A 22,026-nucleotide genomic window follows, 5' to 3' on the forward strand; every position below is an offset into this window, starting at 1 on the left:
TTATTCTGGACCATGCAACAGAAGCTACCTTTGCCTGATACTATTGATGGACTTTTGTCAATGCGTAACTCCTATAACTATAGAATTAGAGGATTAGTAACATATCTACATCACCACTGATGACATGAGAAATGCGTATCATCCCCGGCGCTGGGCTTCTGTATTACTAGAGGATCGTAGTCAGCTACCGCGAAAATCAGGGGTGTACGCAGTGATTAAGTATCGGAAAATCTATTACATCGGCGTTTCGACCAACCTAAATCAAAGATGGCGTGGGAAGAGCCATCACAGGTTTTTGCAAGCTGAGCAGCTTAGACGTCCGAGTCTGCGTTATTTGCTTGTCCCAAAGGCACAGGCCCGTGCTCTAGAGAAGGTATTGATCTCTAAGTACAGTCCGCCATGGAATTACTCAAAGGTTCCTGTTCCTATGCGGCGTCAGGTGCATGGGTGGCGAAGGGCCTTAGGTGTGGCTACTGGTTTATTGGTTTTATTTATTTTAAGTCGTAGTTTAGTGCTGGGGCTGATTGCGATTACGGTTGCGATCGCACTATTCCGCTGAGCAACAGCATCCATTACATTCATCAACATGTTGGCAAATGACCTTGATAGGACTAAAGTCCTGTGGAGATTAGGTCTAGATTAGGTCCTAAGCCTCACGACGTTCCAGTTGCTCTGACTTACGATGTGGCCATGGCAGCAGGGGGCATTCGAATCAACCAAGTTACCAATTCTCTCAGCTCTCAACTGTCAGACATTAGGAGAGTAAGGAGTGTCTGATATCTAGTCATATGATTGATCAACCGCCTAATCCATCGGAACAAGCCTTATTAGAATCCCTTACCCCTGAGCAACTGCAGTTAGTTGCCAATTGGTTAGATGTGGAGAAGCTGATCAGAATCGAAGAAGGTTATGGACATTCGGATTTGACTTGGTCGTTGACCTGGATGTCCCATAAACTGAGGACATTGGTTCAGACACAACAGCCTCCTAACGTGTGATTACTCCTCCAAGGCAGGAAGGATGTAAAGTTTCTGAACTCTAAAATATAAAACTTCCAAAACAAAAGCTATCCAATCTTGGATAGCTTTTGTTTTGGAACCTTCGCTGTTCTACGCAGTAGATGTCCTCCTACTTGGAGAAGAAGTTGTCCTTTTTGCGGACGAACAAATCGGTAAAGAAAGAGATAACCGTACGCTTCTCGGTTTTGATATTGGCATTGATGGACATCCCTGAGCGGATGGTGTAGGTTTCCCCTCTAGATTCTAGGACCTGGGATTGTAATTGAATCTCGGCTGGGAATCGATAGAACGGAAAAATCTCATCGGGGGGTAGGGCATCAGAGCCAATGCTCACCAAATGGCCATCAATATCACCGTACTCACTGTAGGTAAACGCATCAATCCTTACATCCACTGACTTGCATTCAGCCGCAATACCCTCTTGGTTCTCAGCTTGCACAGCGGCTCGGCAGTCATCGGTCAACTGCACAAAACCAATGTCTTTGTTGGGAATAAAGACACGGGCAACGAGATTCTCCTGGGGGACGATTTCTAAAATCGGTTCAGTGGAGTTAGCGGCGTAGCCAGGCTGATTGGCTTTTAGGTTAAAGACAGAACCGCTAACCGGAGCTGTAAGCTCACGGAAGTTTAGCTGTTCCTGGAGCTGGGCAATACGACTGCCAATTTCTTGGCGTTGAGTTTCATTCTGTAATACGGTCTGGCCCAAATCGCTTTCAATCGATGAAAGGCGCTCACGATTATTCCGGATTTGGTCGCGACGGCTGCGCTCAAATTCGAACTCGGCCCGCTTAATTTCCGATTCCGCTTGATTGATTTGGGCATCAAGACGGCTGATCTCGTCTTTTAAGGTACTGACTCGGGTGATCCGGGTGCTGACTTCCTGTTCCTGTTGTAGTTTGCTGAGTTCTGCAACGGCACCTTCCTTTTCTAGCCAAACCAAACGATCCAGAATCTCTTGGTTGGTATCGAGGTCATTTTCGGCATTTCTTAACTCAGCACGAGCCTGGCTGAGACGACCTTTTAGATCTTTAATTTGTTCACGGTTTTGAGTCTGACGCTCCTGAGCTTCACCTCTGGCACTGTTCACGTCGGCAGTGGCCTCAGCCGATAGACCAGCGGTATTACCGTCAATTTGGGCCTGATAGATGCGATTGCTATCTTCGAGCACTCTTTTTTCTTCTAGACGCTGCTGCAGATCGCTTGTGATGGGAGCTGCAGCATCTCCATTGCCACCTTGGGCTCGATAAACCTCATTTTGGCTGGTGAGCTGTTCGCGAATCCGCAGTAAAGATTCCAACTCAACTTTGGCGGCTTCTTGGTTAAAGGTGATGAGCACATCGCCTTTTTTAACCAGGTCACCTTCTTTGACATGGATTTTTTCGATGACGCCGCCACTGGGGGTTTGTACTGGCTGGACAACACCGACAGGCTCTAATTTTCCTTGGGCGGGAATGGTTTCTTCGACCTTGGCTAGAAATGCCCAGATGAGGCTAACACTGGTGACGCCGAGAATGGCCCACACAATGGCCCGCGACCAGAGGGGGGATTGCCTGAGAATAACTGGCTGATCAAAGGGTTGGGCCTGAGCGCTGGGAGCATTCGGGACACCGCCATTTTGGACTTGTTGAGATGTCATTGGACTAACCGTTCCCTTGTTGCTGATATAGACAGTAGTAACGACCCTTGAGAGCCAGCAGCTCCTCGTGGGTACCTTCTTCGACAATTGAGCCTTGATCCATTACCAAGATAGTATTGGCGCTACGCAGGGTCCCTAATCGGTGAGTGATGAAGAATACTGTGCGGTTTTTTGCCCATTTCTTCAGGTTCATCGATACCTGAGCTTCGGTATCGTAGTCGAGGGCACTGGTGGCCTCATCCAAGATTAGTAGACGGGGATTTTGTAAAATTGTGCGTGCGATCGCAATTCGCTGGCGCTGTCCCCCGGATAGGGATGAGCCCCGCTCACCCACCCGAGAGTTGTAACCCACTGGCATTTCCATAATGAAATCGTGACAGCAGGCAATCCTGGCCGCTTCAATCACCTCGTCGGTGGTGGCCTCGGGATTGGTTAAGGAAATATTTTCCTGAATGGTGCCCTCAAATAGCAAACTGTCCTGGGGCACAATCCCCACCTGCCGTCGCAAGGAATACAGCTCGACCTTGTTGATATCGTAGTTATCAATCAAAATCCGACCTGAGTTGGGTGCATACAACCTGGGCAGCAGCTTCATCATGGTACTTTTACCTGAGCCGCTCAGACCGACCAGGCCGACGAACTGACCCACCGGGAATTCAGCATTGATATTGGATAGCTGGAGTGGTCCCGATGCGCCAAAGCGGAAGGACACATTTTCATAGCGCACATGGCCTTTCACATCCGGCATGGGAATTTGGCTACGCTGCTCTTCTTCCTGTTCTTGGGGATGGTCGACGATGTCAGCCAGACGCTCCAAAGACAAGGCCGTCTCTTGGAAGTTTTGCCACAGTTGAGTCAAGCGTAGTAGGGGCTGGGTGACATACCCAGAAATGATGCGAAAGGCAATCAGTCCACCCAGGGTGAGTTCCCCTTCTAGTACCAGGTATGCGCCAAACCATAGCACCAGCAAACCAGAAAGCTTGTTTAAGAAATTACTGGCTGAACTTGCCGTGGTGGAGGTGAGGACGGTCTTAAAGCCGTCGCTTACGTAGCGACCGTAGCGATCTTGCCACTTCCAACGGGTATTGAGCTCGATATTTTGAGCTTTGACGGTTTGAATACCCGATAGGGCCTCCACCAAAAAGGATTGGGTCTTGGCATTTTGCTCGGCTTTGGCCCGTAGCTGACGCCGCACAATCGGTGAGACAAACAGGGTGAGTGCCAAAAATAGGGGAATAGTGGCCAGGGATACCAGCGTGAGCTTGACGCTGTAAATCAGCATCACGACGATGTAGACCACCGAGAACACAGCATCCAGTACCACGGTTAGGGCAGTACCAGTCAGGAATTGTCGAATGTTTTCCAGCTCGTTGACTCGGCTGGACAGTTCACCCACGGGGCGGCGGTCAAAATACTTGAGGGGTAACCGCAGTAAGTGGTCGATGGTCTGGGAGGCCAGGGTCATGTCGATCCGGTTGGTGGTATCGACAAATAGATAGGTGCGCAAGCTGCCGAGGATAGCCTCGAACACCGCCATAATTACCAGGAAGATGCCGAGTACATGCAGGGTGTCGACACTTTGCTGCACAATCACGCGGTCAATAATCACCTGGATCATCAGGGGATTGGCCAATCCAAAGATCTGATAGAAGAATGAGGCGGCCAGCACCTCCACCAAAATCCACTTATATTTGATCAGTGATGGGACAAACCAGGACAGACCAAACCGTTGCTGAGGTGTCTGGGCGGTGGTTTCTAGCAGTAGAATTTCACCCTCAGGTCCCCAGATCTCCTCAAAAGCCTCGATTGAGTGGCGGACGATTCCCTTATCTTCGGGGCAGCCGATAACGCATTGCTTAGCCGAAGTCTCATAAAGGAGCGCATAGCTATCACGCCACTTGATCAGAGCTAACTTAGGCAGTCTACCAATGGCACTGGCTGGGACCTTGGCTAGCTGAGGTTTAAGCCCCAGCATGTCAGCAACAGCGCCACAAGAGGGTAATGAAACCTGACCCAAACGGGCTTTTTGATTGGTAAGAACCCGTCGCACCACATCCCGTTTAAAGGGCATACCAAAGTGCTTGGCCAGCATCTCAAAGCAGGCCAGCAAGGAGTCGACCTCGCCGCGAGCACGGATGTGGGGATAGTTTACTTGACTGCTGCCGGGCTCTGCATCCATGCCCATGTCTTTGGGCAGCGCATCGGCATAGGGAATATCCGCGACAGGATTAGCGTCATTGTCCCAGGGATCGTCATTGAGGACTTCTGCAGCTTTAGTTTCTACCTGAGCCGCAATGATAGCCGAGGGAATCCCCACTAGACGAGCACCGCTCTGACTGAGCACCTCGGTGGAGGCCATCGTCGGACTCAGCTGAGCACCCTGCTCATGAAACGCGATATTACCCCGGCTAATAAACCAGAGATACTGACGATCGAGTTCACTGTTCTTGAGTTGACCTGCAGGGACTTCCTTGACGACGATGCCCGATTGCTTAATCGTTTCTGTTAATTCAGCAATGTCGCCAACATTGTGGGCCTGCTTTTCAAAATACGTACTAATAATTTCAAATAGCTCGGCCAGGTAGCAATGATTTTGAATCGCACTGGCAAAGTTAGGGTGTCTCGAAATCAGCTGCTTGATCGCCTGTACTGGGATGGCCACCGCCACAATTTCCGTTGATGCGATCGCACTTTCACAAGCAACTCCCCGCGCTGGACCCGCCAGACCCAGGATATCCCCAGGCCCCAACAGTTTTAGGGTGATGGGATTTTTGGTATAGGGATCATATCCCAATAGCCTGACCTGACCCTCTTTAATCAGGACAACCTGGTGAGGCATAGTTTCACGCCTCAAAATTGGCTGCCCCATGCGGTAGCGTAGCAGCTGACTTTTCTCAGACAGACTTTGTAGGGCCTCTGCCGGTAGGTGGATAAAAGGCTCTACATCGTTCAGCTGTTGATGTATAGGATTTACGGTATAAGTCATAAGTTATGCACGTTAACTATGCGCTTCTAAGTGGCGTATGTTTCAGGGCAAAAGAGGTTGGACCGCTGTGGACTGAGTGGTTTCCTGGAGCCATGTTTTAAATAGTTCGTCTATCATGCGCTGACGCATTGAATCATCAAACTGTGCCGGTACAAACTTTTCTAAACGAGTGATCACATACCATTCACCAATGGGTGTGGGAGACCACAACTGTTCCGGCTGACTCACAGACAGCATCCTTCCAATCATAGGATGGGGAACACTTAACTCTACAGGTCCAATCAGGCCACCAGTTTGGGCTTCCTGACCTTCTGAATAACGCCGAGCCAAATCAGCAAATGACCCCCCGTCATCATTGAGACGAAAATAGAGTTCCTGGGCCAGACTGGGGTCTTTGGTTCTAATCAGGGAATAAAGCACTCGGTCTAACTTAATCTTGCGTTCTAAAAAGTAAGATTCCGCCTGATTGCCCCAGGTATCTTCTTTGAATTTTGCAATTTTGGCATCCCGTAGAGCCATCATATACATTTGCTCTTGGGTTAGCTTGTGCTGAGTCTGCCATGCCTGTTGCTGCTGCTCGGAAACCAAATTTCGTTGAAGACAAAACGTTTTGTAGGCTTCCTCCGGGTCGCAGGCAACTGATTCGATCGATTGGTCTAGAACGACTTCTTGCACCAGCCTGGGTAAAAGCTGATGCTGCTGTAGCTGCTCTAGCAATGCTCGAATATCAAGCTCCGAATCACCAATTTTCAAAACTGCTGCCATTATGAAAACCCTGACTGAATTAAGTAATGTAGCGTTTTCCCTAAACGTAGAAAGTAATAAATAGTTAGGAATAAAGTTAGAACAAAAAAACACCTGCTCCTCATAGGGAACATTGGCACTGCTGAACCAAACTAAGATTGCATCTGAAAGATACTGGCACGTGGCACTGCTGACAGATCAGCTCATAATCTGAATCGACAATGGAAAACTCTGAACTGAAATTGGCTTAGATTGGCATCGGAGCAGAGCGTGGCTGCTGGACTAACCTTTAGCACAAGTCATTCAGAGTAAAACCGCCATGTTTGTGATTTTTTATAGGTTCAAAATAATTTTACCGAGTTACCTAACATAGGATTGATTAAGCTTTCCCGTTTAAATTCGCATACTGAACAAGTTTTCTACATAGGCGATGCATAACAGGCGGATTTATTTTGATGATTTATGAAGTTAATCCTATGGATGGACAGGCCGAGTTCGGGAATTTAACTAGTTCTTCATAAAAGAGCTGCCGATTCCGGTCGTTTTTCCATACATTATGTCGTTCCGGATCAGATTAATAGAGCAGTCAGATTTCACTGTGCGTAGCTACTAGCATTTAAGGCTTTTTGCGATCGCCAATCTTATGAGCAGAGCTATATTCCCCAGGGGCAGGGTTTTGTATTTTGAGCATCTATACATCTATACATGTTTTGCCCCAAGTGCAGATATCATCTCAGCGGTGGTAGCACCCCATGGATTCCAGTTCATGCATCGACCGGTGCCCCTGGATCCGGTACTGGGATCAAAATGCTGTTACCCCAAGGGGCAAACCTTGGTTGAAGATGCCAGGGTTGTGCGTATGCGTTAGGAATAATCCAGGCTAAAGGTCTGATCCGGACTAGTATTTTTAGTAAGAGCGCAGAAAGCACTAAAGACAATCCATGCAGCGCATTACTATTGATCCAATCCAGCGGGTGGCTGACACGCTGCAGTTGACCAATGAACAGATACATTACCTACAGCGGGTCCTACGGTTAAAGCCGGGAGATGTGTTTATCGCCCAGGATGGTCAAGGTGAGCAGTGGCAAAGTCAGCTGACGGAGGTCCTGGGCCGCGCGCAGGTTCTCTCTGTGCTAACTCGCCCTCCACGACCGGTGACCCTAGAACTAGTAGCAGCGTTGCCTAAAACCGGATTTGATCAGGTGGTACGTCAAGCAACAGAATTGGGGGTTACCCATATACGCCCCCTATTGAGTGAACGGACGCTGCTCAAACCCAGCCCTAAAAAGCTAGTCCGTTGGCAACGTATCGCGCAGGAGGCGTCGGAGCAATGTGAACGGGGCTATGTCCCTGATATTGCTACCCCTGTAGAATTTACCCAGTGGATTCGCGGTAAGTCTGGTGGCAAGTCTATACAAGTAGGGAACTATTTTTGTGTGGCTCGGGTCAATTCACCTGGGCTATTACCTTGTGTACAAGCACTTCTGAGCGATTCTCCTCAGCAATCGATTCAGGTGGTGATTGGTCCAGAAGGGGGTTGGACGCCTGAGGAAATTACGGATGCGATCGCGCATGGTTATCAAGCAACATCTCTTGGTTCAGGGATATTACGTGCAACAACAGCTTCGCTTACCGCACTGGCGATTATCTCGTCAGTTAGAGAGCAATTGCTATAAACAAATTTCGCGTATTTGTTCGGATGGCCATACGATCTAACCTTGATTAATTTAAAGAAAAGATAAAGATTCAGGCGGTGGAATGCTTACCTGCACTTGGCTAGAGGACTTTGCATTTACCAATCGATCACCATGGAACATTCAACTTATAAGGACTACGTGAAGACAAAAATATCTACTGTCAGAGTCAATTCATATCTAAGTATTAGGCTTCTATGCTTAGGAGAGTTTTGAGAGACAACAGTTGCTATCAACAAATCTCGCGTATTTGTCCGGATGGCCAGCCGATCTCACTTTGGCTAGGTTGAAAACAATTCAAATTATTCAGGTAAGTGCTATCACATTTTTCTGAATTTGGATATTGGGTTTAGTGTTTATTAATCAATTACCATGCATAGTTCAGCTAATCAGGATTACGTATTTTCAGGATTTCATGCGCTATCAGAACCAATTCGCATTCAGGTGCTAGAGCTTTTACGCGAAGGAGAGTTTTGTGTTGGCGATATGTGTGAGCGTCTGAGCATTGCTCAGTCAAAACTCTCTTTTCATCTCAAGACGCTAAAACAGGCTGGTCTTGTGACCGCTCGCCAGCAAGGTCGTTGGATGTACTATAGCCTCAACCCTGAACAGTTCAATATCTTGGAAACCTACCTCTCTAACTATTAGCCCACTGCATTAATTGCCTATCGAAAAAGGGCTAGAGATTAAGAGACTATTGGTATTCCAGGCACTTCAAAATTGATTTCCTTGAGTCATAAGCCGTACCGTCATATGTGATGGTACGGCTTTGTCTATACTACCGTTGCTAAATTAGAGGATAAACTGGGTCTCTGAAACGGCTATATAACGGAATTTATCCTACGAAATCATATAGGGGATCAACAACGATTCTATACTGAATGTTGATGTGTCTAACTCAATTTTCTATGGAGAGTGATACATTTAGCCGTCCTGGGGCCATTATCTTTGATATGGATGGTCTGATGCTAAATAGCGAGGTAATTTTCCGTGAAGCTTGGCACTTAACCCTGGTAGAGCTTGGTTATGGTGCTTTCCTTGATACTGATGCTTACCTACAACTCGTTGGCTGTAGTAATGATTTGGCCGAAAAATTGTTGCTCAAATGGCTAGGGGGTGATTTTCCACTTGAACGTTTTCGTGACGGTTGGACGACGCGGTGGGATGCTTTAGTCGCTCAAGGGATACCTACCCAACCAGGGCTGTGGCCCCTCTTGGACTGGTTGGATGAGATTGGCCTACCCAAGGCTGTCGGTACATCCAGCAACGATCATGAAGCTCAGATCAGTTTGAAAAGTACGGGGCTTTGGCCACGATTTGATGCCATTGTAACTGTTGATCAGGCAGGTGCCGGTAAACCAGCACCTGACATATTTTTGACGGCGGCTCATGCCCTCAATATCACCCCGTCCAACTGTCTAGTTTTAGAAGATTCCAATGCTGGTGTGCAGGCGGCTATTGCTGCTGGTATGAAAGCTATTATGGTGCCTAATTTACAAACACCGACAGACTATGCTCAGCAGCATGCCCTCAAAATAGTCTCGTCTTTACGCGATGTGCTGATTCATTTGCAGGCTATATGGCAAACGTAAATTACCCCCTTTTAGAAACTAGGCTGATAGTTAAGTAAAAAGTACAGGCCATTCTCCTGGAGTGAATCGCCTGTATCGTCAGCCTCTATCAGGGGAATACCATAGTCCAGGCGCAATGATAGATCAGGGTTGATGGCCCAACGCATCCCCAATCCAAGACCGGCGATAAACGATGGATCCGGGTCGGGAATTTGATTATTCCACCCAACTCCGGCTTCTAGAAAGGGCGTTAGCTGTAATTTATTGGGATCTTTGGTAACAGGAATTCGAAACTCGACTGACCCAGTTACGGTATTGTCCGTCACTAGCTGATTTTGACTATAGCCACGCACAGTACCGATCCCGCCAAGGCTAAAGCGTTCGATGGGAAGGAGGGCATCGGGGGTGAGCTGAGCCCCCACTCGGGTTAGCACCAAAAAACGCGGTGATACTTGTTCAATCCATTGAAATTGACCCAGCCAGCTAAAAAAGCGACCATCAATACCCGAATCATTGGTAGTCGCATCAAAGATATCTAAGCCAATGCTGAACTGAGACCTTGCGGCTAAAACCCTTGACTGACTGCGTTTAACCCAGTCTTGATAAAAGCGTAGGGCACTCACTTGGGATTTTCCCTCTTCGGGACCTAAGGAGAAGGAGAAAGGAATATCATCGAGAATAAAACTCTCGCTGCGTTTCCAGTCAAAGTCTAACCCGAGGGCAAATTCTTCGGCGGGGGTTTGTATCAGGGCCTGACGAAATCCGGCGGACAATGTAGTGGTCTCACTGCGAATACCCACATCGCGAAAGTCATCCTGGACAATACGGCTATCACTGTTGCTCGCTCTAACTCGTAGTGTACCGTCTCTGGCATTGACCGGGATGGCATAGCTGACATCGTATAGGTCTAGACCGTCGGTATTACCGTAGCTGGCTGTCAGGTTATCTCCCACTCCCAGGGGATGACGGACGGTTAAACCGATATTGACTCCGGCAGAACCAATACTGGGGGAGCGATAGTTATCTGTCCCCAGGGAAAGACCAAAGGTATCGGCTTCTTGCAGATCCAAAATCAGGAGACTTTTACCAGGTCCATTCCCAGCGGTAAGTTCAGCGTTGACGCGCTCTAGGGCTGGATCAATTTGGAGAAGTTGTAATCCCTGTTCTAAATCTCGCTGGTTAAAAGGGGGAGTCATGGCCCGCACTAACCGATCGCGCACATAGCTTTGGCGAAGACGAGTAAGACCGTTGATCTGCAGGTCTTCGATTTCTCCTTCAATGACTTGAATTTGGACGGTACCGTTGGTTAACTCCTGATTATTGGGAACAAAGGCACCAGAGGTGATGTAGCCTGCTTCGAGATAGAGTTTGGTAATTCGCGATCGCAAGTTAAATAAATCAGACAGACGAATTTCCTGATCCAGATAACAGGCAACCTGTTCATCGATTTCAGGCTGCAATACCGTATTACCCACCACATTAATTTCACGGGCCTGGAACGATAGCTCTGGGGTGTTGGCAAGGGGAGGACAAGCATCCAGGTTTAAGACATCTGTAATATCATCAGCGGGTGGCTCGCTGGGTAGAATTTCCTCTGGAATACTGGGTGCTTCTTCGGGAATCGTGTCCTGGGAAGGAAGCGCCTGTTCTTCGGGAGAAGGAATATCAGGTAGGGCAGGCAGATTAATATTAACTACCTGGGCGGTTACCGGTGCGCTATAGCTAGTGATGGTAAAACAGCTGACGATAGTGACGAAAATGCGAGGAGGAACCCTGAATATCCGCATTCTTTTGGTTGAATTGACGGTCGATAATAATACTAGGCTTCTTAAATTTACTCTATTTAGATAATTTATTTTGTTGGAAAACTTTATTTTTGACAGGTTACTCTGCTATGGAAGTCTGAAATCCCTTAGGAAACCTGGAGCAGGCAGCTAGTTTGTGGATTTTAATGACTAATGGCAGATCAAATCAACAGTGTAGTTTTGTGCAATCAATCTTTTCTGATTAGAGATATTGACTTAACTGCTTTGATCCCTGAAATATCTGTGGGGGGCTTTTACCGTTTAGGTAATCGGATAACAAAAACCGATTGCCCACACACTACACGCAAAAGCCTCCATGAAAAATGCACTCTTTCGCCTAACTAGCTCTAGCCTGTTTGCCGCTACCTCTATTTTTGCCTTTGGCCTCGCTGAACCCAGTTTGCCAAAATTTTCCCAATCCCATTGGCTAACCCAGGGACAGCTGTTGGCGGCAGAGATGCCTGCGAGTGAAATCTATGAGCAAACTATCTCTTCAGTGGTGACGCTGTATCCGGTGGATCAAGACTTTAATACCTTAGATACCTTTGGTAGTGGATTTGTGGTTCGCTCTGATGGATTGATTGTTACCAATGCCCATGTTATCAATAGCGAAACGGCGGCTGTTGCGGTTGTATTTGCGGATGGTTCCCAGGGCATAGCAATGGTGGTTGGCTATGATAGTCAGGGCCGTGATTTGGCAGCACTACAGCTAATCGGAGAGTTTCAGCTATCAGCGCTCACATTGGCGACTGGGGAGATGCCCCGGATTGGAGAGGCTGTTTATGCCATTGGTGCTCCTCGGGGTTTTTCTAACACCATGACCTCTGGCATTGTGGGTAATGTTGCCCCGGATCAAACCCAGATTTTACACAATGCAACGATTAATGGAGGTAATTCTGGGGGACCTCTATTGAATGATCAGGGGCAGGTGATTGGTATGAATACCTGGATTTATAACGCTACTGTTGAAACAGCTGATGGTGAGGTGATTGGTCAGGCCAATGGTTATAGCGGTATGAGTTTTGCGATCTCAGCCAATGAGATTATGGCCTTTGTCACCGACTTAACCTCTGGGCAAGTATCATCAGTCTCTCAACCCGCTGCTCAGGTTGCACACAACTATTAGAGACCGCCAATTTTATGAGTTTAGCCTTTCCATGACTATGGAGAACAAACTGGAAACGTTTTTGACGGCGGTTGTGGTCACCCTTGGCTTGGTGATTTTGCAGCACAGTATAAATCCTGACGCGACCGCCAATGGAGCTTCAGACAACAACGTTTTAGATATGCCTAGTCAGGCTAGCCTTGTGACTCACGACTAGCAACTGCGACCCATCACTAGTCGTCCATCTGGGGTTTGATAAATACCTGATGGCTCAATGATTTCACCATTAAACTGTGCTAACGTGCTGTCTGTTGTATCCAGTGCCTGAACAGTGCCTGTGGAGTATAGTTCCGCTGTTCGATCATCTGGAGTTTCAGAAAGATTATCTCCAGTAATGGTAAACCTGCCAGTCTCGGTTTGACTACGGTCAACACAGCTGTTGGAAATTAAACTATCGGGATTAATAAATTGCTCTGGCAGCGTGGCTAGATTGCCCTGAATAAAGCTGGTATTGAGGGCATTGACTGCGATGATGCCACTGACACCGCGCTTAGAACTAGCGGTAATGTCGCTTAGTGGGGTGAGGGTCGGGCGAGGTTCAATACCAAACACACCCTGAGATATAATATTGACCTGGCCTCCGTTTCCTTCAAAGGCATTGGCTTGAATGTCGCTGTTTTCAGCAGGAATAGCGACGATAAATGGACTAACAATACTGATGTTGCCGCCGTTACCGCCCACGCCGGATGTTCCTGCCTCTGTAAGAATATCACTGCGATCTCGAAGTAACAATAGGTTACCTAGTGTGAGATTAATGTTTCCGCCATCTACTGAGGCTTCTGTCGCTGTACTAACCAGGCTTAAGTTCTCTATGGATAATTGCTCGGCTGTTATGTTTATGTTGCCAGGCGAACTGTTAGAAAGAGATTGTGCAAAAATACTACCTCTATTCAATCTAACAGAGTCATCTGCATTAATCAGAATATTCCCTGCTTCACCATTCGAAAATGTGCTGACACTGAGGCCTGCACCGCTAGTTATCTCTAGTCTACCAGTAGAAATCTCCACATTGCCACCATTTCCTTGGGCATTCTCTTCTACGAAAGAAAAGGCAGCGCTAGGAAATATATTACCGTTTATTTCTTGCTCACCGTCAAAAACAACAAAATCTGAAGCGTCAATGGAAATGTTGCCAGCGTCTCCCATGCCGTTAGTGAGAGCATTAATCTGACCTGCATTGAGTACCTCAAGGCTAGTAGCAATAATCTTGATATCCCCCCCATCCCCTTTGCCGCTAGAGGCTACCCCACTGGAAATAAGGCCGCCTTCCGCATTATTGCTACCAATAACAATACTTTCTCGAACATTTAGCTTGATATCACCGGCATCTCCCACACCGCCAGTAGCAGTACTAATCTTACTTGCATTGCGTAGTTCAAGACTAGTGGTGAAAATCTCGATATCCCCCCCACCCCCTTCACCGCTGGATCCTACCTCACTAGAAATATTAGTGCCTCCTAGCTCGCTGCTGCTTTCGCCACTCCTAAGTACAATACGTTCTCGTATATTTAGCTTGATATCGCCAGCATCTCCTATGCCAGCAGTATCAGTAATCACGGCACCATTCTCAAAAAGCTCAAGAATATTAGCAGAGATGATAATATCTCCACCTTTGTTCTTTGTGCTATCTGGGCTTGTGACACTACTTATGAAACCATTTACAAGACCTATTCGATCTTGGACATCAATTATTATGTCGCCTGACTGACCATTGCCCAAAAACGTAGCGAGCAAGAATCCGTTGTTAATGTCTATATTATTGGCGGAGATAACGACATTTCCAGATTCTCCAATTCCGTCAAAATTTACACCTGTCTGTATCGCACTGGCAGGTTCATTACCTAATTCGTCAGAATCAGCTATTGTCAGCTGGTCATTGACGTCAATAACAATATCACCACCTTTACCCTCACCAACTATTAGACTTGAAATTAGCGAGTCGATTACAAATAAATTTTCTGCAGTGATTGCAATATCACCGCTTTGTCCTCTCCCCAAAGCGGAACTGAACAGGCTAGCTCCATCAGATAAGGTGACATCACCAGTAGCGTTAATTTGAATATTGCCGGTTTTCAAATCACCCAAATCTAAACCTTGGCCAATAGACGTACCCCAAAAAGCATCATTGTTGATGTCTAGATTATTGGCATAGACTCGGATAGACGTTGCTTGGTCACTTGCAAAATTCGCAAAGCTAACTTCTGTACCGTTTGTTATTTGAATATCTGCTCTTTGAGCAGTGTCAGGAATCGATAGAGTTCCATCTACGGGAGAAAATGCAACTGTATCCGCTGTGGCGACGGCTCCCATTTCTAAACGTCCCCCGTCAGATATAAGTACGCTATCGTTAATGGTAACGTTTCCCCCCAGCAGCACCAGAGCTTCGCCAGCTGGGACAAATAATCTGGATTGGTCAATTTGAATATTGCCAGACTGGGCCAAGCTAGAAAAGAAAAATGCCGATGGACTGACGGCAAGTAAGCTATCAGCAGTCGGAGTTGTTGCCCTAAACTGACCACCTTCTCCTAGTTGAACACCATCAGCAGTGGTCGCAATAAATGACCCTAGAACAGATAAGCTTGCCCCTGGACCAAACACTACGCCGTTAGGATTGATCAAAAACAAGTCTGCATCGGAGCCAAAGGTGCCCAGTACGCCATCAATTTGTGAGGCGGTATCCCCCGTAACCCGACTAAAGATGTGATCAACGTCAGTGGGACTAAAGAAGAAAACACGTTTGTCAGGAGCGATGTTAAACGCCTCAAAACTGTGGAATAGGTTCTGCTCAACTGTAGCGCCCCCACCGATGATAGATGTATCTGGATCAACAGGTATTATCTGTGTGTCAACAGTGGTATCGGGAATAAGTTGTGCATTGGCATAATCGCTTTGCAGAAATACTGTAGCTAGCGGCACAAACGCTAAGACAGTCCTAAAAAATAAAGCATGGTAACAATGGCGTTTTATACCCATGAATCAATGACCAGTGACTTCAAGAACATTCCTGGCTCATGATCAGGCGACCATCGGCCAGTTGATAAATCCCGGATGGCTCTTGACTATTATTACTCGATTGCCGTGATCTTGCTGTGCTGCCAGGATTATCAATAGTTTGAACACTCTCAACAGTGACTGTAAGATCGCACCAGTACTGACTGAAACAGTGCGTAACCCAAGCCTAAAATACATCTGGTAACCTATTACCAAACTAGCCCAGACTCTTAGTCCCGGAGTTGCCTCAATGCGTCGCCCCCATCTACGGTTATCTGTCCGTCGGACCTGTATTGTTCTCTGTGCCCTTAGCCTGTGGGTGACCCTGTGGCTAGGTCATCCCTTAAAAAGAACGATGCCAGTAGCACAAGCCGTGGATGCACAGCATTTGGTGCAAACAGGGGTGGACTACTACCAAGCAGGAAATTTTCTGGCTGCCCTTGAGCCCTGGCAAACGGCTTATCAAGCCTATAAAGCTAGTCAAGATTTACACGCTTTAGCCATAGTTAGTGAAAATTTGGCACGAGCCCATCAACAAATGGGGCGGACCTCAGACGAAATTAGCTATTGGGATGAAGCGATCGCAACTATTCAGACATTAGGCCAGACATTAGGGAATTCTCAAAAACTGGGTCGTCTGTTGACAGAGCAAGCCCAAGCCTATGGTCGTCTAGGGCAACATCGACGGGCCATTACCCTATTGTGTGGGACAGCGCCTGAAGAAGGCGATTGCAAAACTGGTAGTGCGCTCCAGCTGGCCCAAGCACTCAATGACCCCCTGGGAGAAATCACAGCCCTGGGTAGCTTAGGAGAAGCCTATCTTGCCAGTGGTCAGACTGATGTTGCGATCGCATACCTCCAACAGGGATATACCCGCAGCCAACAGCAGGAAACCCCAGAATTACAAGCCTCCCTGCTCAATAGCTTGGGCAATACATCCACTCACATAGCCCTGATCAACTATCGTCGTGCTGGCGAAGCCGCTGCCCGCAATGCCTCGGATAAAGAGGCTCTGAGCGCCAAAGCGGCGGCCTCTAACCGCCAGGCTATTGATTACTTTCAAAAGAGTTATGACTTGGCAGTGGCCCAGCAAATCCCAATGACCCAGCTATATGCACTGCTAAATCTGATTCCAGCCCATGAGAGGGCAGAGAATAAAGCGGCAGCTCAACAAGATTATCAGCTGGCATTAGATGTACTTCAACAACTGCCAGACTCAAAGACCAAGGCCTTTGCCGCAATCAAACTAGCCAGTTTTCTAGAACCTTTAGAGGTACGACAATCTCCTCTACTACTAGGTACAACTCCCCCCACATCGATTAACCAAGCCCAGCTTTTACTAGAACAAGCCCTCGCCATTGGTAACGCCACGGACAACCCCCGGATTACATCCTTTGCCCTGGGAAAACTCGGTAACCTGGATGAACGGTCTGGTCGATACCATGCAGCACTCAAAAAGACTCAACAGGCCCGCCTGGCAGCTGACCAGGATCGAGCCGCTCAGGATAGCCTATATCTCTGGGAATGGCAACTGGGGCGGATTTATAAAGCCCAGGGAAAGGTGGCTGATGCTGGCCAAGCCTATGGTCAGGCAGTGGCGCTGCTAGAACAGATTCGCAGTGACATTCTCAGTGCCAACCGCGACCTGCAGTTTGACTTTCGCGATACCGTCGAGCCGATCTATCGCCAGTATGCCGATCTAAACTTGGCCGCTGTTCCCAAACAGATAGCGCTGACTCAAGAAACAGAGAAACAGGCGTTTAAAGATTTAGAGACAGTTCTGACCACACTAGATTCACTTAAAGTGGCAGAACTCCAAAGTTACTTTGCCAATGATTGTGTGATTGTACCCGCCCAGACCCGTGCGGATGAGGTGGGACAAAGTACGGCAACGGGAGTGTTTAGTACCGCGCTCTCAGATGATGGAGTGACCGTGATTTTGAGTCTGCCCGATGGTAGTCGTAAAGTAGTGCGGGTGCGTGAGACCCAGACCCGTATCCAAACCAAAATCAACGATTTTCGTAAGAGTCTGGAGTTTGGTAGTCGAGACTATCGCTTTAATAAACAACAAGCGATCCAGCTCTATCAGCTTTTGATTCAACCCTTTGAGACTGATTTAGCCGGTGTCAAAACCTTAGTTTTTGTGAATGATGGACTGTTGCGCAGTGTGCCCATGGCAGCCTTACACGATGGCCAACAGTTTCTCATTGAGAAATATGCGGTTGCCACGACCCCCAGTTTGACCCTGACCACACCTGAAAAAGTAGAGAAAACAGAACTGAGTGCGTTGTTATTGGGCGTTAGTAAACAACCTGAGCTTTCTCAGGGACGTTCCTTTGGAGCGTTACCCGCTGTAGAGAGAGAACTGGATCTGTTGTCCGCGCAATTTTCTAATAGCAAGACATTGCGCAATGAAGCGTTCTCCATTGAGGCCTTGCAGCAGTCACTGGTAGACAAAGACTATCGAATTTTGCACATGGCCACCCATGGTACATTTGGCTTTGCCTCAGAGGACAACTACCTGGTGGCAGGAGCTAAAGATAGCTCAAATACTTATAACGAAACGTTGACCATTAGTAAGCTAGACGAACTGATTCGTAATGTAAACGATCCTACCCGAGAACCGATTGAGCTACTGACATTGACAGCCTGTGAAACGGCCATTGGTGGGAATCGATCCACACTGGGTCTGGCGGGGGTGGCTGTGCGAGCAGGCGTACGAAGTGCGATCGCAACACTGTGGCCCGTCAGCGACGACTCCACCCCTGACATCATCAACACCTTCTACACCAAACTCCAAGATCCCACCCTAACCAAAGCAGAAGCCCTACAACAAGCCCAAATTACCATGCTGCAATCAGAAGACGTCACCCGACAACACCCCTACCGCTGGGCCCCATTTATCCTCATCGGCAACTGGCTGTAGGTTAAAAGCAGCAATAGTTTGTCAGCAAAAAGGCCGAAACAAAATTAATCGACCCCGCCGCAACTTCAGTTTAGTGCGATTAGGGATCACCCAGTACGTTGGGTTGTAGGGCGGCGTAACGGCCCTGCCCATAGGGGTGTGGGGAACTCGGAGGAGCCCCACGCAGCATCTTTAAATTCTCTGCCAGGGTCCCTAAAGAGATTCTGGTTATTGCTGTTCAGTAGCCGAGACAGGGTCTCTAAAGAGAATCTGGTTATTGGCATTCAGTAGCCGAGGGTGGGCACAAGGCACCACCCCTACAAAAACCATTAACGTTCTGTCAACTCAATAATGTCCAAAATATCCTGCCGCAATTGCACTTTCTCATCTGGTAAAGAAGCCGCCAAATCAGCCAGTAACCCCGTCCTCGTTTCCGCCCCTATCGCTGTTGTCGATTGAGCAACTTCCGCGATCGCATCATACCAAACCCCTGCCTGCCCATAGGCAACCGCCCGGTCAGACGCCGTTATAGAGCCAGACAACGCCTGGGAAAGTGTGCCGCTGGTGAGAACCACCTCAAACGACAACTCCTGAACAATCGCCTGGGCCGGATACTCAGGATTGCACTCAACAATCACCTGCCAGCGATATTCCGTATCCGTGGTGAGAGCCGCCACCGTCTCAGGTAGCTGGTAGCTCATCATCCCAGACTCATAATCCAAGGTGGCCTGATAAATAGGTACCGGAATATTATCAATATCGGGAGCCAGCAGCCGAAAAATAATCGGAAATGTGGCGTCAGCCTCAGGTAAATGCCAGGCAAACGTGGGATGGCTAGAGGTGGTCAGACCAGAGACATCATCTCCAGCATCAGGTCCCAAAAGAGTGAAAGCGGTTTCGGTAGCCCCCAAACACCCCCCTCGACGAGTCCCCGTCGAAGTGCGAGGTCCCGAACGAGGTCTAGGATTGCTAGGCGGGCGAAAATAGCTGCCTGAGGTCAAATTAGCCAGGTTACCGGTAGTCTCAGTCGGTGTGGATGTTAACAGTGACTGGGCAGCATGGGCCGGTGCCAGAAACGATAGGCTTGCGATCGCTAAGACTGGTAATGCTGTATGGGGCGCGGCAATACGTTTAGGCATAAGCATAGTTTGATAACCCGTTAGACAACCTCAACTCTGGCTTGTGTTAGCCCTTTGGCTAGTTTTGTCCCCGGATACGATCATAATACCGGTACAGGCGAAAGCTCCAGTAAATCAGGGTGGCGATCAGCAGCACTGTACTTAACCAGTGTAACCAACTCCAATAAAGACCCAAACGAGTCAGTGCAAAAATGGCAATATCATCTAAAAAACTGACCAGCAATATCGCACCTTTCTGAATGAGAGGACCAAGGCTTTCAAGTTGCATGGGACTAGCTCCTCGTTGCTTCTTGGTTTTACTTTAGAAAATCTGCTGACAAGAAACCGCTACAAAACCGGACAATTTAGCTGCTAAGACTATCAAATTAGATTGCAGAAAACTGCAAAGTAATTGGAGGATAGGTACAAGACCTGCCCCAGCAAAGGCTTTCTTCTTCCTAGACAAGTCATCTGCCTATTGGGCGGCCCAGCGGTTTACCCAATGCCACCACAAAGATTGACGGATGGGCCACCGTAGCTGACAACATACCCCCTGAGGATCCATAGCGGTACGTTGAAACTGTCCACCCAGGTTACGGGCCAACGTTTCGGCTTGTTTGGTACCATAGCCCCCTTGGATAGGGGAGGTAGATTTTGTTAATCCATCCTTACCGTTATCAACAATGCGAATCAGGTTATAATCACCCTCTTGACGACATTCAATTTTTAGACGAGTGGTACTTTTCGCATACTTGGTCACATTGAGCAGAGTTTCTTCTAGAAACCGTCCCAGATCTCTTTTCTGGTCAATGCTTAACTGAGTATCATCCATTGGTTCAAAGGAGATAATGCGAATGATGGACGTAAAAAAGTCTCGATGCCGCTCCAGGGTAATTTGATACGTTTCCTGGAGTAGTTCCTTCAGTGGCTGTTGCAGGTCAATGGTTTGTTGACCACTGAGGACAAGAGTTTCGGTGGATAGCAACATTTCCTGACGCATGGTGTCATAGACCCCGCGCAATTCTTGATTAAGGACCTGTAGTTCCTCACGCATTTTGGCTGGGGCTGATTCTTCCAGGGGCCACCGACTCAACATGCTGGCCAAGGTTTGCAGAGGGCCATTGTGAATAGTGTTATAGGTTTGGTTGATCAGTATTTGCCGTTCGTATAGTTTAGACCGCAATCGTTCTTGCGCCTGATAAAACGGATAGAGCACAGCTGCATTCAGCAAAAATGCAGCGACTATGGGTACCGTGGGCACCCACCAGCTAACTAACATTAACCCATAGCTTAGGATTAGCCCTGTGCTGCCGACAATGACAATAATCAGCAAATGTCCCAGCGGTTTGCGTCGCCAGTGGGCCAGTGCTAGGCCGAGGAGACCAGCGCCCATGATCAGAATATAGTCAAGGCCATCTGGCAGCGTTTTCAAAAAAGGACGCTGGTCAAGGACGGCACTGAGAATTTGGCTGATGGCATGGGCTTGAATTTCTACACCGGGAACCAGGCTAGGGTTTGTGCCTGCGATCGCGCCAGAACTCACAAAATCTTTGACGCTTTCCGCCGTATACCCGACTAAAACAACCCGATCCTGCAACAGGCTGGCATCAACTTGGCCAGACATGAGAGTTTGGTAGCTTAGTTTAGTAAATGGCTGAGTTCCTGCACGAAAGTTAATCAGAGTTTGGTTACCCCCAGCAGCCTCCCGAATATAAGCCCCCGTATTCGGCCAAAACCGTGGAATTTCCGCTGGACCAAATCGCATAGTTTCAGCATCCTGGATACCGTTTTCAAGGATGATCCCGTCAGCAGCCAGGTACTTGCTAACTAGCTGAACCGTGAATGCAAAGCGATAATTTCCCTTTGCATCCGCTGTACCCAAGAGACTCCGGCGCAAGAAGCCATCTTTGTCCAAAACGGCATCAGCAAAACCCACTTGCTCCTCAGGTAGCATCGGTGGCGGTGGGATTGTTACATCTTCATCAATGCGATAAATACCAACAACATTGTCAAACGCCTGTAATGTGTCGGTGAGTTCTTCAAAGCCTTCTCCCACGGGCTGATCTCGAAAAATATCGATACCAATGGCCTTAGGTTTATAGGTCTGGATTGTTTGCACCAGCTCTGCCAAAGCACGATCTGTAATCGGATAGCCCAGAACTGTTTGGATGTCGTCTTCCGTCAGGGTGACAATGGTGACCCGTGAATCCGTGGTTTCAGCCGGACGCCATCGCAGGCTTAGATCAAAGACTTTCCACTCCAATGGTTGGAGTAACCCAAGCAATCGCGTTAGGATAATCAGCCCTGTAATGGATAATCCCGGTAGGATATTGATTTTCCAATTGGAACGCCAAGGATTCATAGATGGTGTTATGCCAAACCAAACTCAATA

Annotated in this window: 16 protein-coding genes; 8 read left to right on the forward strand and 8 right to left on the reverse strand. The window is 48.0% G+C overall.

The features are described 5' to 3' along the window. Positions 1-124: 124 nt before the first annotated feature. Positions 125-559, forward strand: coding sequence for a GIY-YIG nuclease family protein (locus IXB50_RS19350; protein WP_215610640.1), 435 nt, complete (start codon positions 125-127; stop codon positions 557-559). A 229-nt stretch (positions 560-788) separates the two neighbouring features. Next, positions 789-998, forward strand: a complete 210-nt coding sequence (locus IXB50_RS19355; protein ID WP_215610641.1) for a hypothetical protein — start codon at positions 789-791, stop codon at positions 996-998. A gap of 130 nt (positions 999-1,128) precedes the next feature. On the opposite strand, the gene IXB50_RS19360 is transcribed toward IXB50_RS19355, so the two are convergent. Genes IXB50_RS19360 through IXB50_RS19370 form a run of 3 tightly spaced genes read right to left on the reverse strand, consistent with a single transcriptional unit; the run spans position 1,129 to position 6,406 of the window. Beyond that, positions 1,129-2,655 (reverse strand): HlyD family efflux transporter periplasmic adaptor subunit, encoded by a 1,527-nt coding sequence (locus IXB50_RS19360; protein WP_215610642.1) that lies wholly within the window; start codon positions 2,653-2,655, stop codon positions 1,129-1,131. Positions 2,656-2,659: 4 nt separating this feature from the next. Then, positions 2,660-5,641 (reverse strand): peptidase domain-containing ABC transporter, encoded by a 2,982-nt coding sequence (locus IXB50_RS19365; RefSeq protein ID WP_215610643.1) that lies wholly within the window; start codon positions 5,639-5,641, stop codon positions 2,660-2,662. Between the two features lie 42 nt (positions 5,642-5,683). Next, positions 5,684-6,406: a peptidylprolyl isomerase gene (locus IXB50_RS19370; RefSeq protein WP_215610644.1), complete on the reverse strand. Its 723-nt coding sequence runs from the start codon at positions 6,404-6,406 to the stop codon at positions 5,684-5,686. Positions 6,407-7,326: 920 nt separating this feature from the next. Between IXB50_RS19370 and IXB50_RS19375 the strand changes: the two genes are divergently transcribed. The 3 genes from IXB50_RS19375 to IXB50_RS19385 all read left to right on the forward strand — a co-directional run bounded on the left by IXB50_RS19375 (position 7,327) and on the right by IXB50_RS19385 (position 9,671). Next, the gene (locus tag IXB50_RS19375; RefSeq protein ID WP_215610645.1) at positions 7,327-8,061 is read left to right on the forward strand and encodes a 16S rRNA (uracil(1498)-N(3))-methyltransferase; all 735 of its coding nucleotides are present in this window, start codon (positions 7,327-7,329) and stop codon (positions 8,059-8,061) included. A gap of 390 nt (positions 8,062-8,451) precedes the next feature. Then, the gene (locus IXB50_RS19380; RefSeq protein WP_215610646.1) at positions 8,452-8,727 is read left to right on the forward strand and encodes an ArsR/SmtB family transcription factor; all 276 of its coding nucleotides are present in this window, start codon (positions 8,452-8,454) and stop codon (positions 8,725-8,727) included. A 260-nt stretch (positions 8,728-8,987) separates the two neighbouring features. After that, positions 8,988-9,671: an HAD family hydrolase gene (locus tag IXB50_RS19385; protein ID WP_215610647.1), complete on the forward strand. Its 684-nt coding sequence runs from the start codon at positions 8,988-8,990 to the stop codon at positions 9,669-9,671. Between the two features lie 11 nt (positions 9,672-9,682). On the opposite strand, the gene IXB50_RS19390 is transcribed toward IXB50_RS19385, so the two are convergent. Continuing rightward, positions 9,683-11,437: a ShlB/FhaC/HecB family hemolysin secretion/activation protein gene (locus IXB50_RS19390; RefSeq protein WP_215610648.1), complete on the reverse strand. Its 1,755-nt coding sequence runs from the start codon at positions 11,435-11,437 to the stop codon at positions 9,683-9,685. Positions 11,438-11,771: 334 nt separating this feature from the next. Here IXB50_RS19390 and IXB50_RS19395 point away from each other — a divergent pair, with 334 nt between their 5' ends. After that, positions 11,772-12,581 (forward strand): S1C family serine protease, encoded by an 810-nt coding sequence (locus tag IXB50_RS19395; RefSeq protein WP_215610649.1) that lies wholly within the window; start codon positions 11,772-11,774, stop codon positions 12,579-12,581. A 37-nt stretch (positions 12,582-12,618) separates the two neighbouring features. Continuing rightward, the gene (locus tag IXB50_RS19400; RefSeq protein ID WP_215610650.1) at positions 12,619-12,777 is read left to right on the forward strand and encodes a hypothetical protein; all 159 of its coding nucleotides are present in this window, start codon (positions 12,619-12,621) and stop codon (positions 12,775-12,777) included. Here the strand turns inward: IXB50_RS19400 and IXB50_RS19405 are convergent. Then, positions 12,774-15,593 carry a two-partner secretion domain-containing protein gene (locus IXB50_RS19405; RefSeq protein WP_215610651.1) on the reverse strand — a complete coding sequence of 940 codons (2,820 nt, stop codon included), beginning with the start codon at positions 15,591-15,593 and terminating at the stop codon, positions 12,774-12,776. The two genes, IXB50_RS19400 and IXB50_RS19405, sit on opposite strands and share 4 nt — an antisense overlap. A 268-nt stretch (positions 15,594-15,861) precedes the next feature. On the opposite strand from IXB50_RS19405, the gene IXB50_RS19410 reads away from it, so the two are divergent. After that, on the forward strand, positions 15,862-18,537 hold the full coding sequence (locus tag IXB50_RS19410) for a CHAT domain-containing protein (RefSeq protein ID WP_215610652.1): 2,676 nt from the start codon (positions 15,862-15,864) through the stop codon (positions 18,535-18,537). A gap of 308 nt (positions 18,538-18,845) precedes the next feature. Here IXB50_RS19410 and IXB50_RS19415 read toward each other — a convergent pair whose 3' ends face one another. The 3 genes from IXB50_RS19415 to IXB50_RS19425 all read right to left on the reverse strand — a co-directional run bounded on the left by IXB50_RS19415 (position 18,846) and on the right by IXB50_RS19425 (position 21,996). Beyond that, positions 18,846-19,655 (reverse strand): DUF928 domain-containing protein, encoded by an 810-nt coding sequence (locus tag IXB50_RS19415; protein WP_215610653.1) that lies wholly within the window; start codon positions 19,653-19,655, stop codon positions 18,846-18,848. Between the two features lie 58 nt (positions 19,656-19,713). Continuing rightward, complete coding sequence (locus IXB50_RS19420; protein ID WP_215610654.1) at positions 19,714-19,923, reverse strand: hypothetical protein; 210 nt, start codon at positions 19,921-19,923, stop codon at positions 19,714-19,716. A 186-nt stretch (positions 19,924-20,109) separates the two neighbouring features. Further along, a complete protein-coding gene (locus IXB50_RS19425; RefSeq protein WP_215610655.1) occupies positions 20,110-21,996 on the reverse strand; it encodes a sensor histidine kinase in 1,887 nt (628 codons plus the stop codon). Positions 21,997-22,026: the final 30 nt, after the last annotated feature.

The sequence above is a fragment of the Leptothoe spongobia TAU-MAC 1115 genome (genome assembly GCF_018739885.1).
GTDB lineage: Bacteria > Cyanobacteriota > Cyanobacteriia > Phormidesmidales > Phormidesmidaceae > Leptothoe > Leptothoe spongobia.